General features: G+C 48.1%; 14 protein-coding genes. 5 read left to right on the plus strand and 9 right to left on the minus strand.

Annotated elements, in window-relative coordinates; translation table 11 throughout:
• Nucleotides 1-2: 2 nt before the first annotated feature.
• Nucleotides 3-752 (minus strand): ABC transporter ATP-binding protein, encoded by a 750-nt coding sequence (locus tag CF168_RS13075; RefSeq protein WP_089068080.1) that lies wholly within the window; start codon nucleotides 750-752, stop codon nucleotides 3-5.
• Between the two features lie 52 nt (nucleotides 753-804).
• Between CF168_RS13075 and CF168_RS13080 the strand changes: the two genes are divergently transcribed.
• Together CF168_RS13080 and CF168_RS13085 are read left to right on the plus strand one after the other, a co-directional pair.
• A complete protein-coding gene (locus CF168_RS13080) occupies nucleotides 805-1,404 on the plus strand; it encodes an arylesterase (protein ID WP_011716589.1) in 600 nt (199 codons plus the stop codon).
• 144 nt (nucleotides 1,405-1,548) lie between these two features.
• The gene (locus CF168_RS13085) at nucleotides 1,549-2,616 is read left to right on the plus strand and encodes a DUF3083 family protein (protein ID WP_069455216.1); all 1,068 of its coding nucleotides are present in this window, start codon (nucleotides 1,549-1,551) and stop codon (nucleotides 2,614-2,616) included.
• 90 nt (nucleotides 2,617-2,706) lie between these two features.
• Here the strand turns inward: CF168_RS13085 and CF168_RS13090 are convergent, their stop codons facing one another.
• Entirely contained in the window at nucleotides 2,707-3,438 is a 732-nt protein-coding gene (locus CF168_RS13090; protein ID WP_089068081.1) for an AcvB/VirJ family lysyl-phosphatidylglycerol hydrolase, read from the minus strand.
• Nucleotides 3,439-3,445: 7 nt separating this feature from the next.
• Nucleotides 3,446-5,998 carry a bifunctional lysylphosphatidylglycerol flippase/synthetase MprF gene (gene mprF / locus CF168_RS13095; RefSeq protein WP_089068082.1) on the minus strand — a complete coding sequence of 851 codons (2,553 nt, stop codon included), beginning with the start codon at nucleotides 5,996-5,998 and terminating at the stop codon, nucleotides 3,446-3,448.
• A gap of 437 nt (nucleotides 5,999-6,435) precedes the next feature.
• Here mprF and CF168_RS13100 point away from each other — a divergent pair, with 437 nt between their 5' ends.
• A complete protein-coding gene (locus tag CF168_RS13100) occupies nucleotides 6,436-9,171 on the plus strand; it encodes an SO2930 family diheme c-type cytochrome (RefSeq protein WP_089068083.1) in 2,736 nt (911 codons plus the stop codon).
• 138 nt (nucleotides 9,172-9,309) lie between these two features.
• Nucleotides 9,310-10,494 carry an SO2930 family diheme c-type cytochrome gene (locus CF168_RS13105; protein WP_089068084.1) on the plus strand — a complete coding sequence of 395 codons (1,185 nt, stop codon included), beginning with the start codon at nucleotides 9,310-9,312 and terminating at the stop codon, nucleotides 10,492-10,494.
• Nucleotides 10,495-10,666: 172 nt separating this feature from the next.
• Here the strand turns inward: CF168_RS13105 and CF168_RS13110 are convergent, their stop codons facing one another.
• The 3 genes from CF168_RS13110 to CF168_RS13120 all read right to left on the minus strand — a co-directional run bounded on the left by CF168_RS13110 (nucleotide 10,667) and on the right by CF168_RS13120 (nucleotide 15,492).
• On the minus strand, nucleotides 10,667-11,686 hold the full coding sequence (locus tag CF168_RS13110; RefSeq protein ID WP_089068085.1) for an AraC family transcriptional regulator: 1,020 nt from the start codon (nucleotides 11,684-11,686) through the stop codon (nucleotides 10,667-10,669).
• Between the two features lie 193 nt (nucleotides 11,687-11,879).
• Nucleotides 11,880-12,896, minus strand: a complete 1,017-nt coding sequence (sohB, locus tag CF168_RS13115) for a protease SohB (protein WP_089068086.1) — start codon at nucleotides 12,894-12,896, stop codon at nucleotides 11,880-11,882.
• Between the two features lie 112 nt (nucleotides 12,897-13,008).
• The gene (locus CF168_RS13120; RefSeq protein WP_089068087.1) at nucleotides 13,009-15,492 is read right to left on the minus strand and encodes a VolA/Pla-1 family phospholipase; all 2,484 of its coding nucleotides are present in this window, start codon (nucleotides 15,490-15,492) and stop codon (nucleotides 13,009-13,011) included.
• A gap of 261 nt (nucleotides 15,493-15,753) precedes the next feature.
• Here CF168_RS13120 and CF168_RS13125 point away from each other — a divergent pair, with 261 nt between their 5' ends.
• Nucleotides 15,754-16,491 carry a YciK family oxidoreductase gene (locus CF168_RS13125; protein WP_011625827.1) on the plus strand — a complete coding sequence of 246 codons (738 nt, stop codon included), beginning with the start codon at nucleotides 15,754-15,756 and terminating at the stop codon, nucleotides 16,489-16,491.
• Between the two features lie 134 nt (nucleotides 16,492-16,625).
• Here the strand turns inward: CF168_RS13125 and rluB are convergent, their stop codons facing one another.
• From rluB to CF168_RS13140, 3 genes are read right to left on the minus strand one after another with little or no spacing between them, the layout of a single operon-like run.
• Nucleotides 16,626-17,501 (minus strand): 23S rRNA pseudouridine(2605) synthase RluB, encoded by an 876-nt coding sequence (gene rluB / locus CF168_RS13130; RefSeq protein WP_011716577.1) that lies wholly within the window; start codon nucleotides 17,499-17,501, stop codon nucleotides 16,626-16,628.
• Entirely contained in the window at nucleotides 17,494-18,090 is a 597-nt protein-coding gene (gene scpB, locus CF168_RS13135; RefSeq protein ID WP_011622248.1) for an SMC-Scp complex subunit ScpB, read from the minus strand. The genes rluB and scpB overlap by 8 nt, the downstream gene beginning before the upstream one ends.
• Nucleotides 18,091-18,093: 3 nt before the next feature.
• Nucleotides 18,094-18,882 carry a segregation and condensation protein A gene (locus CF168_RS13140; RefSeq protein WP_011622247.1) on the minus strand — a complete coding sequence of 263 codons (789 nt, stop codon included), beginning with the start codon at nucleotides 18,880-18,882 and terminating at the stop codon, nucleotides 18,094-18,096.
• Nucleotides 18,883-19,011 lie beyond the last annotated feature (129 nt).

The raw sequence follows: 19,011 nt of genomic DNA on the forward strand, positions 1-19,011 counted from the left end.
GGTTAGGCCTCCTTGGCGCTTAATTCAAGGTTGTTATTCACGCTGTGCGATTGGGCCGAATCTAACTCTTCCTGTAAGTGGCCGTTATCCATAACCAGTTGCCGCTGGCAGCGCTTTGCCAATTGCAAGTCGTGGGTGACCAGGATGAGCGTGGTGTGGCTCTCTTGGTTCAGCTCAAACAACATATCGGCAATTTTATGGCCGTTAACACTGTCCAGATTGCCAGTTGGCTCGTCGGCAAATAGCACCTTAGGTTCACAAATGAAGGCACGAGCAATGGCCACCCTTTGCTGCTCGCCGCCGGATAGCTGTTTAGGTAAATGGGTCAAACGGTGGGATAACCCCACGCGCCCCAGCATAGCCTCGGCCTTTTCCTTGGCATTTTTAACCCCAGCAAGCTCGGCAGGTAGCATCACATTTTCGAGAGCGGTTAAGGTATCAACTAACATAAAAGATTGAAAAATAAAGCTCACTTTCTGCTTACGCAGTGCGGCTTTCTGTTCTTCATTGAGCGGTGATAGGGCTTGGCCATCGAGCCAAATCTCCCCCGACGTGGGGGTATCGAGCGCGGCGAGTAAGCCAAGCAGTGTCGATTTGCCCGAACCTGAGGGGCCTAATATCGCCACACTTTCCCCCTGCTTGACATCTAAGTTAATGCCCTTGAGGATAGTGAGCGAACCTTCCTGAGTAGTCACCGATTTTTCGAGGTTAACAACATTGATGGCACTGTTTTTTGAAACGACGTTAGACATAGGATCCTTCTTATACAAATCGTTCTTGCGTCAATCGCTTAGATGCAAGCCGATGGCAAAGGCCGTGAGCGCCTGCATCCTGTTAAGTCTGTTTATAACCACGCCAGTTCAGGCGGCGAAAGTGTTGATCCTCGGCGATAGCTTAGGTGCCAGCTATGGCATGTCGGAACAAGTAGGCTGGGTGGCGCTGCTGCAAAAAAATTTACCCGAGCATGAATTTACCAATGGTTCGGTGAGCGGTGAAACCACAGCGGGCGGTTTGCGTCGTTTGCCTGCGCTGCTCGATTCCGTGGCCCCCGATTTGGTGGTGGTCGAACTCGGTGGTAACGATGGTTTACGTGGATTCCCCCCGACGCAACTCAAAAATAACCTAATCCAAATCATTACCCTAGCTAAAAATAGCGGTGCTAAAGTGCTACTGACCGAAATCATGGTACCGCCTAACTATGGCCCTCGCTATACCCAAAAGTTCACCCAAGTGTATCAAGAGATTGCTAAAGACGAGGAGATTGCATTAATTCCCTTCTTTATGCAGGACATTGCTCCCCACCCAGAGTTGATGCAAAGGGACGGAATTCATCCCAATGAAAAGGCCCAAGAGAAGATAGCCACTTGGATGCAACCTTGGATTGAAAAAGCATTAACTCAATAAAATCGCTGCAATTTTAAGCTAATAAACAGCTTGCTGATGTAAAGTTGCATTTAAGCGATAAAAACATGCTCCAACGCAACATTAACGCCTGAGATAAACAGTAAAATTCGTGTTAGCAAATGGTTAACCCAACAAGGAGTCAATATGTCCCTTAGCCATCAGCAAAAAGTGTACATACCCAAGGAAGCTCGTACCAACCAGTACATCACCGCCGAAATTAAAGTCACGGATGAATTACTGGCGCAATACCCCGATTACCATAGCTGTTATCAAACCTTAAGCCGCATTATTTTTAACTTGGCAGAACAACACGATCTCCGTAACGTTCATGTGATCACTAACGATAAACTGCCAGTCGTGCGTTACCACACCGAAGCCTATTGTTTCCAAACCGCTGAACAAATTCTGTTTTTTTACAATCCTGCCTACCACGAGGCACAAAACCTGTTTACCGAGGACAACTACCGCGCCCGCAAACTGCGTATTGTGTTTTTAGCGACAGGCGATGAGATCCGCAGCAACTCGGCCAATTTCCATACCCGAGTACGGGAACTCCTAAACGAATTAATGCCTAAGCTGCCGATTAAAGATCTCAAAGTGAAAATCCGCGACCACCAGCATTTATCCTATGATTTATTTGCTAAATCAAAAGGTAATAAAGAAACCTACGGCTATAAACTCAGAGCCATTGCCCCAAGATACAAGGCCAGAAAATGTGACCTGCCAGAAAATGTTAGCTCACTCACCTATGTCACCGTCAGCCTGCCGCTGAGTCGCAAACTCAAACAAGGTTTACTACCCGACTCCGCAACGGACTTTAGCCCGTTATATCAACATCTTGAAGATAACTTCCTCAAGGCCGCAGCTAATAAGCAATTAACGCGATTGGCTATGATCGCCAACGGCTTAACCCCCTTAGTGCGTAACAGCAAGTTTGAGAAACTCGACAGCAAGGCCGAAGTGCAAATGATCGGTTTTGACCCGAACGCAACCGAGCAACAAGTGATCCGCCGCTGGGATGCCGACAACTTAGTCGAAGCCGCGCATTTTACAATCGTCGCGGGCGCCAAGGACTGTGATGACTCCGGCTATGGCCGTTTTATGAATAACGTCGAAGCCGCGCTGAAAACCTTTGCCGCCGAGATTGGGCTAGATCCAGAGCGTGAAGATCTCGTGGTGCGCTTCCACCAGCACATTAGCTATCAGCTCTAGTCATTCGCTGTAGTACAACCTAAAACAAAGGGCGCATCTGCGCCCTTTTTATGTTTTATTCCAAAGCATTAGGCCATGCACTAAAGCGCGCTAACTTGGCTTTAGCCAACCTTTTATCAACTTGACCACTTTATCGTAATCATCGTCAAAACTGTGGCCACCGCTTAACTCCATCACAGTGACATTGGGCTGCTTAACCTCAGGGCATAAATGCAGCGGCGCATCGTCCTCTTTACCGTAGAGGCAAAGCATAGGCACAGTGGTTTGTTTGTTCACTTCGGGCAAGGTTAAGTAACGAGCCGATTGATTATCCGAGGTGACCATCTCGCTCACATGGATTTCAAAATCCGAGGATTGTGAAGGAGAGAGCAGCACAGCACCCAAGACGTTCTTTCGATACCGCGCGGGCATCTCGTTTAACACAAAGGGGATGACTTCGGCCCCAAAGGAATAACCAATCAAAATCACTTTTTGCGTGCCAAATTCCGCCTGGTACTTGTCGATTATGGCTAAGGTATCTTGGGTAACATCTTTGGGATCTTTTTGTTTCCAATAGTATTTCAGCGAGCTCCAGCCGACCACAGGCCAGCCCTGCTGCTGTAAAATGCCCCCTACGGCTTTATCAAGCGTCGCCCAACCGCCATCGCCACTCAAAAAAATCACCAGCGGTGGTTTGGTATGGGATGAGGCAGCATTTACCTGTGTTGATGGTTCGACAGGCAACAAGTTTAGCCCCAGATTATCGGCAAACTGATCGGCAAAGGCGTTAGCAGTTGAACATAAAAGTAAAACGCTCAGTATCTTGATTAAGGATTTCGTCATCTCGCACCTACTTTTTAAATACGCCAGTTGCACCACGACTCGTTAAGGTCACCAAACTACCCACCACTACGGGTAAAGAGAGCCCGCCATAACAAATCAAATACTTAGCTTCCCATCTTGGATTAAACTTATCCTTATATCTTCTAAGCCCCTGAAAGTTGTAAAATTTATTCCCCTTCTTATAAACCGTTTTCGCAAGCTTGGTCCAAAACGGCACCAAGGCTCTATCGGTTAATCCAGACATGGGCGCCATGCCAAGATTAAACTGTTGATATTCTTGCTGTTTGCCCCAAAGCAATAGCTCAGTAAACAAAAAGTCCATTATATTACTACCCGATAAATTCGGCAGATAACGCATCAAATCAACGGAGAACTCCATTTTGGCGGCACTGGCCCACACATTGGAAAAGGCCACCAGCTCGCCATTCAAATACACTAAGGCCATTGGTGTGGCGCACAGGTAACCGGCGGAGAAATAACCAACCGAAAACCCCTTTTCTCGCCCCTGCTTAGCCTTAAGCCAACTGGTTGAAATAGCCTCTAATATTGGCAATAGACTCTGCACTTCACTGGCATCGACAACCTTAAAGCTCAAGCCTTCCCTTAATGCCTTGGCATGACTCTGCCGCAAACTGCGATACTTACTCGACTGCAATTCAAATTCCGCTAAGGACACTATGGCCTCTTCGCCGAGTTTATACAGGCTCAACCCTTGCTCTAAAAAGTGGGGTAAATACTTTTGCGTCACTTGATAAAACACTGGCCAGCCATCGTAGGCGTCACACAGCTCGCGAAACTGCCACAGGAGATCATCAAATTTATCTGGATTACCGATAGGATCGCCCATCACCACCCAGCAATGTCCGGCGCGGGCATACATTAAGAAGGCATCTTTATCTTCATTAAATAACAGCGATTTATCTTGTACTAAGGCAAGATAACCGTGGCTACTTGGCGCATCGGCAACAATCTCCATGGCGCAGTTCAAGGCCGAGCTATCTAGGCGACTGGTATGGGGTTTTCGCACCGCAAGCACATAGCGAATGGCAAAGCCGAGCAGAATCGCGAGAGCTATCGCACCTCCCCGTAACGCACGGGACACATGGCTATCCTGCGAGAAGGTTAACCAGAGCGAATGGTCATAATCCACATCTTGGTAGGCAAAAAATAATACCCACACCATCAAAAATAACGCCGCGGCAAGGGATAGTAACCAGCCGAAGGAATATTTAACGCCCACAATCGAACCTTGGCGATAAAACACCTGTTCACAGGGCAGCATTAATAAATAGATAAGACCGAGTGCCAGAGAAATCTGCCACTCTGCCCCCTTAAGCACAATAAAAACAATGGCTACTAATAACAGCTTTTGGGTGAGTACAAAGGCTTTTTGATAACGCTTAAACAAGCCATGGGATAATAACAGCAACAAAATACCACTGGCACTCAATATTAAGCTCGACAATTCAACTATCGGCAGCGGCACTATCTCCCCGAGCCAATGATATTTGTGCACAATGGAAGGGTTAACCACTGACAGCAATAAAACTAAACCGACGGAAAACACACTGATGCTTAATAGTGGTGGCAATAACTGTCTGACAATATGTAAATCAATATTTACCTTAGATAATTTATCCTTATTACTTAATACTAAACCCGCCACAAAATAAATCAGGGCCAGCATAAAAGGCACAATATAATAAATGACCCGATACACTATCACCGAGCCCAGTATTTGTTCAACGGGTAAATACTGGGATAAGGTCACTGTAACCACAGATTCAAAAACACCAATCCCTCCAGGCACATGGGCAAGCACCCCGATGGCATTCGCCACAAAGAAAATACTGAGCACTTGAAGGTAACTTAAACCATCTACCGCAGGCAGCAGGGAATAGAATAATGTTCCCACCACTAACCAATCGAGTGTCGAGACCACAAACTGCTTTAACGACTGAGACAGTACGGGAGGCGCAAACTCAAACCCTCGAAAATAAATCGGTTTTTTACGCAATAGACTAAACAGAAAATAGCCTACGACACCGAGCAGCATCAGAACACCAAACACGCGGCTCAAGGAAAACAGCCAAGCTGGCAATGGCAAATCAGCCAGTTGCTGCGCCGGGAAGTTAATCAGCGCGATACCACAAATGAAGAATAACCCGAGGAAAAAAGTCACCGAGCAGGCGAGCACTATTTGAGTAATTTGATTACCGGTTAACCCTAACTCTGAATAAAACTTATAGCGTATCGAAGTGCCTGTGAGTAATGAAAACCCTATGGTATTGGAAAAGGTAAAGGCTAAAAATGAAACGGGAGCGACCTTTGGATAACTTAATGATGAGCCAAGTTGTTTAATCGCAAGATAATCATACAAGGTCAACATTAAGTAGCTTGTCACAGTCAATGCAACGGCAAGCGCAAGCTGTGAAAATGAAAATAATTTAACCTCAGCTAAAATATCATTTAATTGATAATCCTGCTCAAGGTTATACAAAAGCAATAACGAGACTGTGAATATTAGTAAGCTAATAATCACCCGAATGCGTCTCCCCATTTTCATCTCCACATATTGTTAAGGGGCAAATCAAGGTTAATGACTATTATGGATAAAGCATTAAATCTGAATTAACTTTAATTTATTATTAAGCGCTATTTTAGCGAAAGATTTTTAGCATAGTGATTTTTGAGTGGCAATCAAATTAAGCGTTAACTAGATGATGTTTTATTCATCTTGTAACAAGTATGTTTTAATTTGCATTAATAATATCCAACCGCCTTATCTGAACATAAAAACACCATTAAGGGTATTCAGTTCCCCCCAACCACTCCCCCATATTTTGGGATAAGAATGTTGAGCTTAAGTCGAGTCGCGTAAAAACATCTCCCTTTACCGCAGCGATGACTTGCACCATTTTGGCCATATTTCACATTGCCTTTTGCTGCCCCTAGCGCATTCTGTTAACGAAATAATAACAAAAAGCAGGGGCACCTATGTTCAACAAGACGACACACCCACTGGCTAAGAAGGGCGTTAAGGCGACACCACGCCACCTTTGGCCGAGTAACTCCCACAGGAATAAAGCTCAAGCTAAGGCGAATTGGCTGATGCCAACTGGGATCGCCCTACTGATGGCTTTTAATCTCACGGGTTGTTTTTCTGACGATGATCCAGCACCAGAGGTCGTCACGCCACCCGTGGTTCAGCCCCCTGAAACGGGCCCCACCTTCCCCGAAGGCGCCATCAAGATCCTACCGGGGGATAATCTCACCACCCGTATTCAAGAAGCTTTAATCAACGCGCAAAGTGGCGCTGTGATTGTGCTACCAAAGGGCACCTTTAATATCGATTCGACATTACTGTTCGATGGCGACGTGGATGGGGATGGCAGTTATGCCAAAAACGTCACTATCATGGGCTACGGGATGAAGGACACTATCCTCAATTTCGCCCAAGCCAACTCGGGGGATGGGATTTTCGTGCAAAATGCGCTGAACATTACCATTCAAGATCTGTCAGTCAATGAGGCCAAAAACAACGGCATCAAGCTTAAAAACACCAATGGCATCATACTTCGCCGCGTGGGGGCGGTGTGGGAAGGCGAACTAGACAAAGATAACGGCGCCTATGGTCTGTATCCCGTTGAGTGTGAAAACATTTTGATTGAAGACAGCTATGTCCGCGGCAGTGCCGATGCGGGGATTTATGTGGGCCAATCCCAATATATTGTGGTGCGCCGCAATATCGCCAAGGAAAACGTTGCAGGGATTGAAGTCGAAAACTCTAAGTATGCCGATGTGTATGACAACGAAGCCATGGGCAACACTGGCGGGATTTTAGTGTTCGACTTGCCAATCAATAACCACAGATACGGCTCTAGCGTGCGGATTTTCAACAACAAAGTGTATGACAACAACACGCCTAACTTCGCCAACGCCTCGGCCAACCCAGCTGGTGTGCATATAGTGCCGCCAGGCACTGGGGTGATTGTGCTGTCTACCGCCGATGTGGAAATCTTCAATAACGAAATTACCCACCACGATACCTTAGGGGTGACTGTCAGCAGCTTCTTTATTGCAGAACCCGATATGACCTCCTTTGTCGGCAACTATGGGCAACCAGGTCAAGCCATTGAAGATGGCTGGCGCCCAGTACCGCGCAATATCTACTTGCACGATAACGTGATCACTGACTATGGTAGCAAACCTAAAGGTTATTTAATTCAAGACATTATCCGTGCGTATGTCATCAGTCACGGCACCTTGCCCGGCGTGCTCTACGACGGCTTAGGGGAAATGCTTGCCAATAACGGCACCGCCGCTTACCTAGGTTTAAAAGAGGCCCCCTTTGCCACAGATGGCAGCGATAACGTCTGCGCCAGTGATAACGGTGATGTGTCCTACGGCAGACTCTATGCCAACAGCAACACCGACATCAGTATCGCCGACGTGCAATACGAGAAGACCCAGAACAACCTGCTGAAATGTACCCAGGTGAGCCTACCCGTGCACACAGTCACCTTCGCGGGCCAAGTGTTTGGCTGCGGGGTTGACGATAATACCGCGGGTTGTGATGGCGGCGTGCTCGTTGGCGGCGGGGGTACTATCGGTGAAGGCGAAGGTGGTTTAGTGGGTGATGGTGACCAAAGTCTTTGTCAGGCGACGGGTTCAAACGTCAGTTGGGATGCGCTGCTAAAAGCAAACTGCCCTAAACTGTCGGATTACAATCTGTTCAGCGATGCCAAAAACCCCACGACAGGCCCCAATTCGGGCGGTGTCCCTTACGATCTTAACACTCAGCTCTTTACCGACTACGCCAGCAAATACCGCTTTGTGTATTTGCCTTCGGGACAAAAAGCCAGTTACTCCGAAAACGAAGCGTTTGATTTCCCTGTGGGTAGCGTTATCGTCAAAACCTTTGCCTTACCAAGCGATACCAGTAAGCGCGGGATTAGTAACGAAAGTTTGATTGAAACCCGTTTGCTGATCCATCGTCCAACGGGTTGGAGCGCCCTGCCCTATGTGTGGAACGCCGATAAGACTGATGCGACGCTGGCGAAAGCCGGTGCAATTAGCAGTCAAACCTTAAGCCATAAAGGAGAAAGCCTCACCTTTAATTACATGGTCCCGAGCATGAACCAATGTAAGCAGTGCCACCAGTTTAAGGCCGATGACAACAGCAACGCCGTGTTTGTGCCTATTGGACCTAAGGCGCGCCATTTAAACCGCAATTACAGCTATCAAGATGGCACCATGAACCAACTGCTGAAATGGGAAAGCCTAGGTATTTTGCAGGGATTACCGAACCTGAGCCAAGTACCACAAGTACCCGCCTACCACGATGGTGATGAAGCCACAGTCGCAAGCTTAAGCGATACCGCATTAATGCAAACGGCAAAAGGTTATCTCGACATCAACTGCGCACATTGCCATAGACCCGAGGGTAACGCTTCTAACACAGGCCTCAAACTCGAATACTGGCGTGGCTATAGCGATGATGCGGGTTTCTCCCACGGTACCTGTAAATCGCCAGTCGCCTATGGCGGTGGAAACTTAGGTTTCGACGTAGTGCCTGGCAATGCCGCTGAGTCCATCATGCACTTTAGAATGCAAAGTACGACCCCGGGCGATCGTATGCCTGAAATCGGTCGCAGCCTATCCCATGATGAAGGCGTGGCGCTGATCAGCGAATGGATTAAACGCCTGCCTGCGGCAAGCTGCTCGCACTAGCGTTAACGGTAACAATGGGTGAAAGCAGACTTGCAATCACCCACTTGCTCACCACTCCAAGACTGAGCAACATCCAGACAGAGAAGGCCGACTTAGGCCTTCTTATTTCAAGCAACAGCTTAAAGAGCGGATAATCCAATGAAAAACCGCCTAACACTCATCGCAATCTTCAGCCTAACGACCTTAGTAACCGCCTGTGGCGGCGGTGACAGCCAAAGCAGCGATAATGGCCAAACGTCGACTCCGCCGACGACACCAACTGTACCGACAACGCCCACTAGTTTGTGTGTGAATACAACTGGGCAAGTTAACTGGCCCGCCTTAATGGCAGAGGACTGCCCGGAATTAAGTCAATATGGGCTCTTTATCGACCCCGCAAACCCCACCGCGCAGCCGCAAGCGCCGGGATTTGGTTATCAGCTCGCTACGCAGCTGTTTTCTAATTACGCCAGTAAATACCGCTTTATCTATTTACCCGCAGGCAGCAGCATGCAATACCAAGCGCAGGAGGCATTCGAGTTTCCAACTGGCGCCGTGCTAGTCAAAACCTTTGCTCTGCCACAGGATACGGCTATCACAGGCATAGCCAACGAAACCCTTATTGAAACGCGGCTATTGATAAAACGCTCCCAAGGCTGGACGAGTTTGGTTTATCAATGGCAACAAGGTGAAGCAAAGCTGCTTACCGCGGGCGCAAGCGTGCATCATACCCTGATTAATCAAGGCCAAAGCCAAAGCTTTGATTACAACATTCCGAGCCGCGCCGAGTGCAAAATTTGCCACCAGATCAATCAAGATAACAGCAGTCAAATCATTCCTATTGGCCTTAAAGCCCATCTCTTGAATCGCGATATCATCGACCAAGGGCAAAGCGTCAATCAACTCAGCCTCTGGGCCAAACAAGGCAAGCTTGAACAGTTACCCGAGTTAAACCAAGTCGCTAAAACCTATGCCATAGACAACCTCCAAGCCGATTTAACCAGCCGTGCTAAGGGCTATTTAGATGTTAACTGCGCCCATTGCCACAGCGCCAAAGGCTATGCCAGCATCTCCGGCTTACGCCTTGGGTTTTATATCGACCATACCAGTTATCAATATGGGATCTGCAAACAACCACCGGGGTGGGATGGTGGCCCTAAAGGACTCGATTACGATATCGTTCCCGGCAATGCCGACCACTCGATTTTGCTCTATCGCCAAACACTATCGGAACCTAAAGATCGCATGCCGCCCATCGGTCGCAACCTTGAGCACCAAGAAGGCGTGGAATTAATTCGTCAATGGATAGATTCACTGGCACCGAGTTTAGGGAATTGTACTTAGATGGATGACTAGCACTTATCAACGCTTAGGAAAGAGATACAGGCAATATGGCTGTATCTCTACTCAAGCACCAAATGTTTTAACTATGTCTTTAACGGCAAAATTGCGGCTTTAACTGCAAAACAGTGGCTTTAACGGCAGGTTCAGTCAATCGCCTTATTTAGTCAGCCCGTTAACCCGCATTTAGCCGGCTAAAATACCCAGGCGGATGGCCAATCCAATGCTTAAAGGATTGACGGAAATGGCTAACATCGCTGTAACCTAAGGTCTCGGCAATCGCCTCAATATCCAACTCGTTAGCTAAAATCAATTCGACCGCCCTTTGGCAACGCACCTGATCGACTAAACGTTGATAACTCGAGCCAAGCTGTGCCAGCTTACGCCGGAAGCTGCGATCGCTCATATGCAGTTGCGTCGCCATGTCATCTAAATGAAGTACTTGGGGAAAATGTTCGTTGATTGCCGCCAGTACAGTTTCAATAAAGGATGTGGTTGATACCGACGCGGTCTTTTCGGCGTAGGCAGGGAAAGGATACTGGATGGCAAGCGCGAGATGGGTGAGGGAAATGCTCCATTCATAATATTCGCAATTAAACTGCACTACAGCCCCCGTTGCCTGAGTTAAAAAACGCTCATCGCGGGTAGGTTCCGCCAAATGGATTTGCCTAAGCGTTATCGCCTCCCCCGTGAGCTCTCTCGCCAGCCCTAACAACGAACCTATGCTGTGCAGAAATTGAAATCCATATTGTGCTTTGTCGATACGGCCAGTATTGAGCCAACGAATGCAGACACAGTCTTCTTCGAGGCGCACTAAGGTATCGGTAAAACTGCCAACCAGTTGGGGATGATTGACCACAAACTGCAAGCAGGCCTGTAGAGAAGTCAACTGCGCGAGATGGGGCAAGAGCACATCTAAACTACTCACCCGATAGCTTAGGCCTAATTTAGTGCCAATATCGGGGTCGCCGCCCTGCAAACGTAAAAACTCCATCGCATATTCCACCTGCCACACAAACACAAACTGGCAATGATTGAGCTCTGTTTTGCCAACGCCGATATGCTCACAGACTTGCTGTAAGGCGTTTTCGCCTAACTGAGAGGCAATAAAATCGAGAATATTACGTAGCTCAAATGCGGGATAGGTTTGATCACCCACCATCAGGTTCGTCTTGTAGTCGACGCGCTGTAACATGGAAAATCCTTAATATGATTTGTTCAGCTTTTAATTCCCTAGGTGATTAGTTGTATAAGATCTCGCTTATTTTGAATAGTCTTAAACCAAACTTAATGTTAAAAAAATGTATTGTTTTATTTCGCGCTCGGACAAAACAAAAACGCCTGCATATTCGCAAGCGTTTTCATCAGGATTGAGTTAACTCGTCGGCTTACATGGGACGATTTTTCTCAACTAATCGATTAAAAATCGCATTTACCGATAAAGACGCACCATGGGCGATTTTATCTGCCAGTTTCTTACGGACTTGGTAGCGCAACTTGTACACGGTACGTTCGCCAGCTAACTGCATTAACACATCATCACTGGTTGAAATCGCATCGATAAGACCTAATTCAATCGCCTGTTGACCGTACCAATGTTCGCCTGTGGCCACCTTAGCCAAATCGAGCTGAGGACGATACTTGCTCACGAAAGCTTTAAACAACACATGGGTTTCTTCCAGCTCCTGTTGGAACTTCTGTCTGCCTTCGTCAGTATTTTCGCCAAACACGGTTAAGGTGCGCTTAAAATCACCGGCCGTGTGTTGCTCGTAGTCGATTTCATGTTTCTTCAATAAACGGTTGAAGTTAGGCAACTGGGCAACGACACCGATTGAACCTACGATGGCGAATGGTGCGGCATACACTTTGTTTGCCACACAGGCCATCATATAACCACCGCTGGCAGCGACCTTATCCACGCAAATCGTTAATGGGATTTCGGCCTGACGCAGACGGTCAAGCTGGCTAGAGGCCAGACCGTAGCCATGCACCATGCCACCGCCACTTTCGACATTCACCACCACTTCGTCGCCCTTTTCGGCAATGGTTAAAATCGCGCTGATTTCTTCCCGCAAAGAAGCCACTTCGGCAGCATCAATACTGCCTTTAAAATCAATAACAAAAACTTTGCCTTTGCTGTCTTCTTCGGCCGCTTTTTCCTTCGCCTTTTCGTCCGCTTTCAGCTGTTTTTCGTAGGCTTTAAACTGCTTCTTCGACAGCAGTTCTTCCTTCAAGCTGTGTTTGAGATCTTCCAGTTCTTCTGAAAGATTGGTGATCCTCAGTTCACCTTTATCCGATTTGTGCTTCACCGTGGACGCGAGCACCACAATAATCACAGCAACAAGCGCAACCACAATTGTCACGGCTTTCGCTAAAAACATGCCATATTCGTATAGAAATTCCAAAGTACTCTCCGTTGGGGCCTAAGGTGATTCGGTTTAGTGCGCGCTATTCTAACAGCCTAAAGCGCCATAAAAAAACCCAGCAAAGGCTGGGTTTTTAGGATTTTACACGCGACTAGTTAGAACAGGTCGCAATCACGCTTGGATCGGTGACGAAAATCGTCGCTTCACCTTTACCTGCGGTAGAAGCATAGGTTGCCACTTGCGTCTGCATCTCAACGGTTGCCGCAGCGGCCATACCATCCGTTGAACTCTTCTCACTTGGGTCAACAATTGAGCTATGGTGCCCCTTAGCAAAACGCACCGCACCAGAACCTTTGGTGGTTGCATCCACACAAGGCAGACCGATTGCCGAGATCAACGGCTCAGTGCCTGAGAGTGGGAAGTTATCGACGCGATTAGGTAACACTTGGTCAGCTAAGTTACCGTTACCATCACCCGCGATTTCGATTAAGTGCACGGGTAATCCCGTTGCTTTTAACATACCTGCATGGTTAACCGGATCCGCTGAATCCACCGCCGTTTGCACCGCAAAGGCAAAGGTTGGAATAAACTGCGCGTAAACCCCTTGAACTAATGCCGCATATTCTGGGCTGCCCGGCTCGTATCCCGCAGTATTGGCTTTATCCACTAATGCTTGGAACGTCGATGAGGCAGTCACATTGCTAAACAGCACTGGGCCAAAGGTCGCAGAACCGGCAAACGCGCCCGCCAAACCACCCGCTGGTGCCGCCAGAGAGACCGCATTGATGGCATAAGGGTTAGGTAGCGCTTCGCCCGTGCTTGGATTTTTCATGCCCGTGCTGGCATAAGTCGCAAAGTCGGTACCGACAATCGCACCTAAACTTAAGCCCTGCGCACTAATCTTGGAAATATCGAATACCTGTGGTTGACCCGCCTGTGCAAGCCCCTGCGCTAAACCTGTTAAGGCTAAACGCACGCCAAGGTGATCCATGGTGGCCTGACGGAAGTTATCCCGCACCGACAGCGTGCTTGAGATATTCACGAAGACGAGTGGATTACCATTTTTAAAGGCATCGGGTGTACCAATCACGTTACCGAAGGAAGGATCGGTTGCCGATACTTCGTAAATCCCATCGCCATTGGCGTCAAACGAGCGAGCACCATGTAAAGGCATATCAATGGCCACCGTTGCCACGCCCATCGCGGCATAACTGCCCGCATAGGCTAATGACATTTCCTTACCGCCGCCTAAACCATGCAGCGCAATCGTCGTTGGCCAGCCAGCAGTCGGTGGGGTAAAGGTTAACCCTTGTTGCTGATAGAAGGCCGCGAGTTTAGTTGCATTTGGCATAGAAATCAGTACAGGTACCGTTTCATAACCTTTAATCGCAGGGATGGGGTTAAATTTGGTTAAATGCTTGGTTTTATCCGCTGCGGTTCCATCATCGAGCAACCAGGTTTTACCCGCCATCAAAGAAGGATTCGCTAGGGCATCGGCAGGGTTTGCAATCCCATTTGCTACTGCCTGCATACCAAAGTTGGTTTGACTTAAGGTACCCGCTTGCAGCGCTAATAATACCGAAACAGGGCTATCACCTTGGGCTTTCCAGCGGCCATTGATCAGCGGCTGACCTGCCGATGACAAGCAGCTGACCGAAGAGCAGTCGCCATAAATCGGCAATTTAATCTTAGCGGTATAAACATCGGCTAGATTCGACACCACATACGCCGCGCCATCTGCTGGAGTTAAACCAGCAGCCTGCGCCACAGTGTAACCCGCAGGGGTCGGCATTTGCGCAAAACTTGGGGCATAAGGTGCGCCCTGCGCCATCAAGAGTTTTGTGGTTTCATAGACGTTTGCTACCGATTGAGTGGTAAACAAGCCTGAATAGGTAATGGTTGAGGTATCGACATTATGTGCCGCAGCCATGCCCTTTTCATAACTGTTGATCAAGGTTTGCAGCATCAATTGATCAGGCGTTTCTAGGGGTAAGGTGTTGATATCCATCTTCAACGTACCATAGGTCGTTGAAGGGGCAATGCCTCGTCCCTCTGAATCTTGGATTAACTTGGTTGTCGCATAAATATAAGACTGGCCGGCTTTTAGCGGTTTGAGTGGCACGATAACAACTTTGTTACCCGATGCCATCGACACAAAATCCACACCAAATTGTAATTCGTCGCCAACTTTACAGGCAGACACTGACGGTTTAGTTGTACATTCAGGATCCGATGACAATGGACCACCCACTGTGGCCTCAAACATTCTCACTGCGCCCGGTTGGGCAACCGATGCGGCCATCAGGGTCAGTTGTGTCCCATCGTGATCTTTAGCGAGTTCGAGATCGATTGAAATGGGAGATGTGGTTGACCATCCATCTAAGGCACCAAGGGCAATTTGCGGATCGACATAGTTCCCCGAACTTTCCCCCGGGATTGATAAGGTGCCGTCTGTAGTGCCGCTAAACAACAAATCATTAGGCAAAGGCACTTTAGCATTCGCGGGGTCAAACACCATATGGGATTCAGGGATGAGCGGGTCTGTCTTATCCTTGAGTTCGTTATAACTGTCCTCGCCACATCCTGTGAGGCCCAGTGCTGATGCAATCGCAACACACAAAATGAGTCTTTTCATTTTTTTTCCCCAAATCTTGTTGTAATAGTTTTGTTTTCCCCAAGAAATTAGTCACAATAGCGCAAAAGCTATGACTAATAGGGCTTATGTTAGCCCCTAACTCATTTCAAGTTAACGTAAAAATATTGAGTTAGCCACAAGTTTGTCACAAACATTTTAGCTATTTATAACAAAGTTTCATTCATTTGTTTGAAACATGCGTTTAGCAATTCGGCGACTCTAGAAGTGGCGGGCATTTTCGCCAAGAGGAATAAAAGGCTCATGTTGGAATATCAAGCAGCAAAAGATTTACTCAAAGGTAAAACCATACTGGTGACAGGCGCTGGCGCAGGTATCGGTCGCGCGGCGGCCATTGAATTTGCCAAACACGGTGCCACCGTGATTTTACTCGGTAAAACCGTCAAAAAACTCGAAGCCGTATACGACGTTATCGAACAGGCGGGTTACCCAACTCCTGCGATCGTGCCGTTGGATTTAAAAGGTGCGACCGAGCAAAACTACCGCGATATGGCCGAAACTATTGGCGAGCAGTTTGGTCACTTAGATGGTTTGCTGCACAACGCCAGTTTACTCGGCGCTTTAGGCCCGTTTGAACACATCGATATTCCATCACTCGAAGATGTACTTAAAGTCAACGTTACCTCACAGGTCATGCTGACCAAGGCTCTGTTGCCTATTATGCGCCAAGCACCCAGTGCCTCGATAATCTTTACCTCAAGCAGTGTTGGCCGTCAGGGCCGCGCCTACTGGGGTCCCTATGCCTTCTCTAAATTTGCCACCGAAGGCATGATGCAAGTACTCGCCCACGAATGTGATGGCACGTCTGTACGCGTTAATAGCATTAACCCAGGCGCGACTCGCACCGAAATGCGTGCTAAAGCATACCCTGCCGAAAATCCATTAGATTTAAAAACGGCCGAAGAAATCATGCCAACTTACCTCTATTTAATGGGGCAAGATTCAAGCGAAATTAACGGTCAGCAATTTAACGCTCAATAAGCAATGCAGAACTAACGCACTAATAGATAAGAATAAAGGGAGCCCTACGCTCCCTTTATTTTTATCAGTCGCAGAAAGCAAAAAAGGCCGCAAGCGGCCTTTTTACTGAGAGACTTAACATCACTCGAATGATATTAACTACGCTGACGTGTTGGCTTAGCCTTAGGCGTTGCTGTCACTTTATGCTTGCGTACGGCGCGGCGAATTTTAGCACTCTTCACCTGAGCACGGGCCACACTGTGTTTATCGGCGGCCAGCATAGTACGAGTTTCAGGTTCAAGGCCCGCTAATTGGCGCAGGTAGTTTACCTGCTCAATCGGCAATTCAACCCAGCCACCACGTGGCAGAGATTTAGGCAATTCCACCATACCGTAACGCACACGGATAAGACGGCTGACTTGCACCTCTTGGGATTCCCATAAACGACGCACTTCGCGGTTACGGCCTTCACGTAAACATACGTGCCACCATTGGTTCATGCCCTCGCCGCCTGCGGCTTTAATGGCATCGAACTGCGCCATACCGTCTTCCAACATCACGCCAGTACGCAGACGTTGTACCGCAGCCTCAGGCACTTCACCAAAGGTACGTACCGCGTATTCGCGTTCAACTTCGTTAGACGGGTGCATCAAGCGGTTAGCGAGTTCACCATCAGAGGTAAACAGCAATAAGCCTGAAGTGTTGATATCCAGACGGCCTACCGCAACCCAACGGGAGTCACGCACTTTCGGCAAACGGTCAAACACGGTTGGACGACCTTCAGGGTCTTTACGGCTACAAATCTCACCTTCGGGTTTGTGATAGGCGAGTACACGACAAATCACATCGTCGGCGGACTTAAGCGATACTGCTCTGCCATCGATACGAACCTTCGCATCGGCTTCGATACGGTCGCCAAGATTGGCAATCACGCCATCAATACTAACTCGGCCTGCAGCAATCCATGCCTCCATCTCACGACGGGAGCCATGGCCTGCACGGGCCAAGACTTTCTGCAATTTTTCACTCATTAGTATCTTGCTCTTCTGACTGTTCAGGCGTTACTTTCAAACCTGAAAATACCGCCTGCAATGACTCAGTATCCGTAAGCGCAGGTAAATCCGCTAGGGTATCTAAGCCAAAATAGGCTAAAAATTCTAAGGTCGTGGCGTAGAGTGCGGGTCGCCCCGGGACTTCTTTATGGCCGACGACTTTAATCCAATGTCTATCTGACAAACTTTTAATGATATGGCTACTAATGGCCACACCACGCACCTGCTCAATATCGCCACGGGTCACAGGTTGACGATACGCGATCACCGCCAAGGTCTCTAATGTTGCCCGCGAATACTTAGGTGCTTTTTCCTGCCACAGGGGCTGCAAAAAAGGACTCAGGACTTCCAAGGTCTGGAAGCGATAACCTCCAGCCACTTTCACAAGTTGAACACCCCGTTCCTGATAATCCTGCTGCAACTCTTCCAATGCGGCTTTGATTTTGTCTCTGGAAACACTGAAATCCGCCAACACGGTTTCTTTCAACATTTTCACCGACAAGGGTTTCCCCAATACAAACAGACTCGCTTCAATAAGCTGTTTTAATTGAATTGGATTTATCTGCATCAATTAATAGGCCTTTACGTAAATAGTTGAAAACGGCTCTGTTTGGTACAATTCCACTAATAGTTCTTTGACCAATTCCATCAGCGCTAAAAAGGTCACCACCACACCGGCGCGGCCTTCTTCGACGCTAAATAAACGCTCAAAGGGCGTAAACGTCTCGCTATTAAGCATGGCTAAAATTTGGCTCATGCGTTCACGGGTCGATAACTGTTCACGCTTAACATGATGATCTTCGTTGGCATCGATACGTTTGAGCACCTCGCCAAAGGCGCGGGCGATTTCAAATAACGATACATCAGGCGGGATCACCAAAGGTTTGATATTCGGTGAAGGTGCCGCGGTTGCTTGAAACACATCGCGTTCAAGCCGAGGTAAATCATCAATTTTTTGCGAGGCTTCCTTGATCACCTCATAGGCCTTCAATTGACGGATCAACTGGGCCCGTGGATCTTCCTCCACTTCATCTTCCGCCACCATACGCGGCAGCAGCAGACGGGATTTAATCTCAGCCAGTGTTGCCGCCATGACCAAATAATCCGAGGCCAGTTCGATACGCGCCTGAGTGAGCATCGCGATATATTCTAAATATTGCGCGGTGATCTGCGAAATGGGTAAATCGACAACATCTAATTTTTGTTTACGGATCAAATACAAAAGTAAGTCGAGCGGCCCTTCGAAGGACTCCAAGAACACTTCTAACGCCTCAGGTGGAATAAACAAATCCTGTGGCATTTCGGTCATCGCCTGACCGCGAACAACGGCTAAGGGTAAACTTTGTTGCGTGCCCTGCATCCGCTATCCCCATGTAAAACAATCGTTTTTAAACGGCTGTAGATGACTGACTCGAACCCGTGCTGAGCGCGGCTTAAGCTCGCTATGCAAGCGCCCCCACGCCAAACGCGCGATTATACCCGCAATTGA

This window comes from Shewanella bicestrii, from assembly GCF_002216875.1.
GTDB classification, from domain to species: Bacteria; Pseudomonadota; Gammaproteobacteria; order Enterobacterales; family Shewanellaceae; genus Shewanella; species Shewanella seohaensis.

Bases quoted from the DNA above. Each gene is read 5' to 3' on its own strand.
- CF168_RS13075 (WP_089068080.1), bottom strand. From the start codon at position 752: ATGTCTAACGTCGTTTCAAAAAACAGTGCCATCAATGTTGTTAACCTC.
- CF168_RS13080 (WP_011716589.1), top strand. From the start codon at position 805: ATGGCAAAGGCCGTGAGCGCCTGCATCCTGTTAAGTCTGTTTATAACC.
- CF168_RS13085 (WP_069455216.1), top strand. From the start codon at position 1,549: ATGTCCCTTAGCCATCAGCAAAAAGTGTACATACCCAAGGAAGCTCGT.
- CF168_RS13090 (WP_089068081.1), bottom strand. From the start codon at position 3,438: ATGACGAAATCCTTAATCAAGATACTGAGCGTTTTACTTTTATGTTCA.
- mprF (WP_089068082.1), bottom strand. From the start codon at position 5,998: ATGGGGAGACGCATTCGGGTGATTATTAGCTTACTAATATTCACAGTC.
- CF168_RS13100 (WP_089068083.1), top strand. From the start codon at position 6,436: ATGTTCAACAAGACGACACACCCACTGGCTAAGAAGGGCGTTAAGGCG.
- CF168_RS13105 (WP_089068084.1), top strand. From the start codon at position 9,310: ATGAAAAACCGCCTAACACTCATCGCAATCTTCAGCCTAACGACCTTA.
- CF168_RS13110 (WP_089068085.1), bottom strand. From the start codon at position 11,686: ATGTTACAGCGCGTCGACTACAAGACGAACCTGATGGTGGGTGATCAA.
- CF168_RS13120 (WP_089068087.1), bottom strand. From the start codon at position 15,492: ATGAAAAGACTCATTTTGTGTGTTGCGATTGCATCAGCACTGGGCCTC.
- CF168_RS13125 (WP_011625827.1), top strand. From the start codon at position 15,754: ATGTTGGAATATCAAGCAGCAAAAGATTTACTCAAAGGTAAAACCATA.
- rluB (WP_011716577.1), bottom strand. From the start codon at position 17,501: ATGAGTGAAAAATTGCAGAAAGTCTTGGCCCGTGCAGGCCATGGCTCC.
- scpB (WP_011622248.1), bottom strand. From the start codon at position 18,090: ATGCAGATAAATCCAATTCAATTAAAACAGCTTATTGAAGCGAGTCTG.
- CF168_RS13140 (WP_011622247.1), bottom strand. From the start codon at position 18,882: ATGCAGGGCACGCAACAAAGTTTACCCTTAGCCGTTGTTCGCGGTCAG.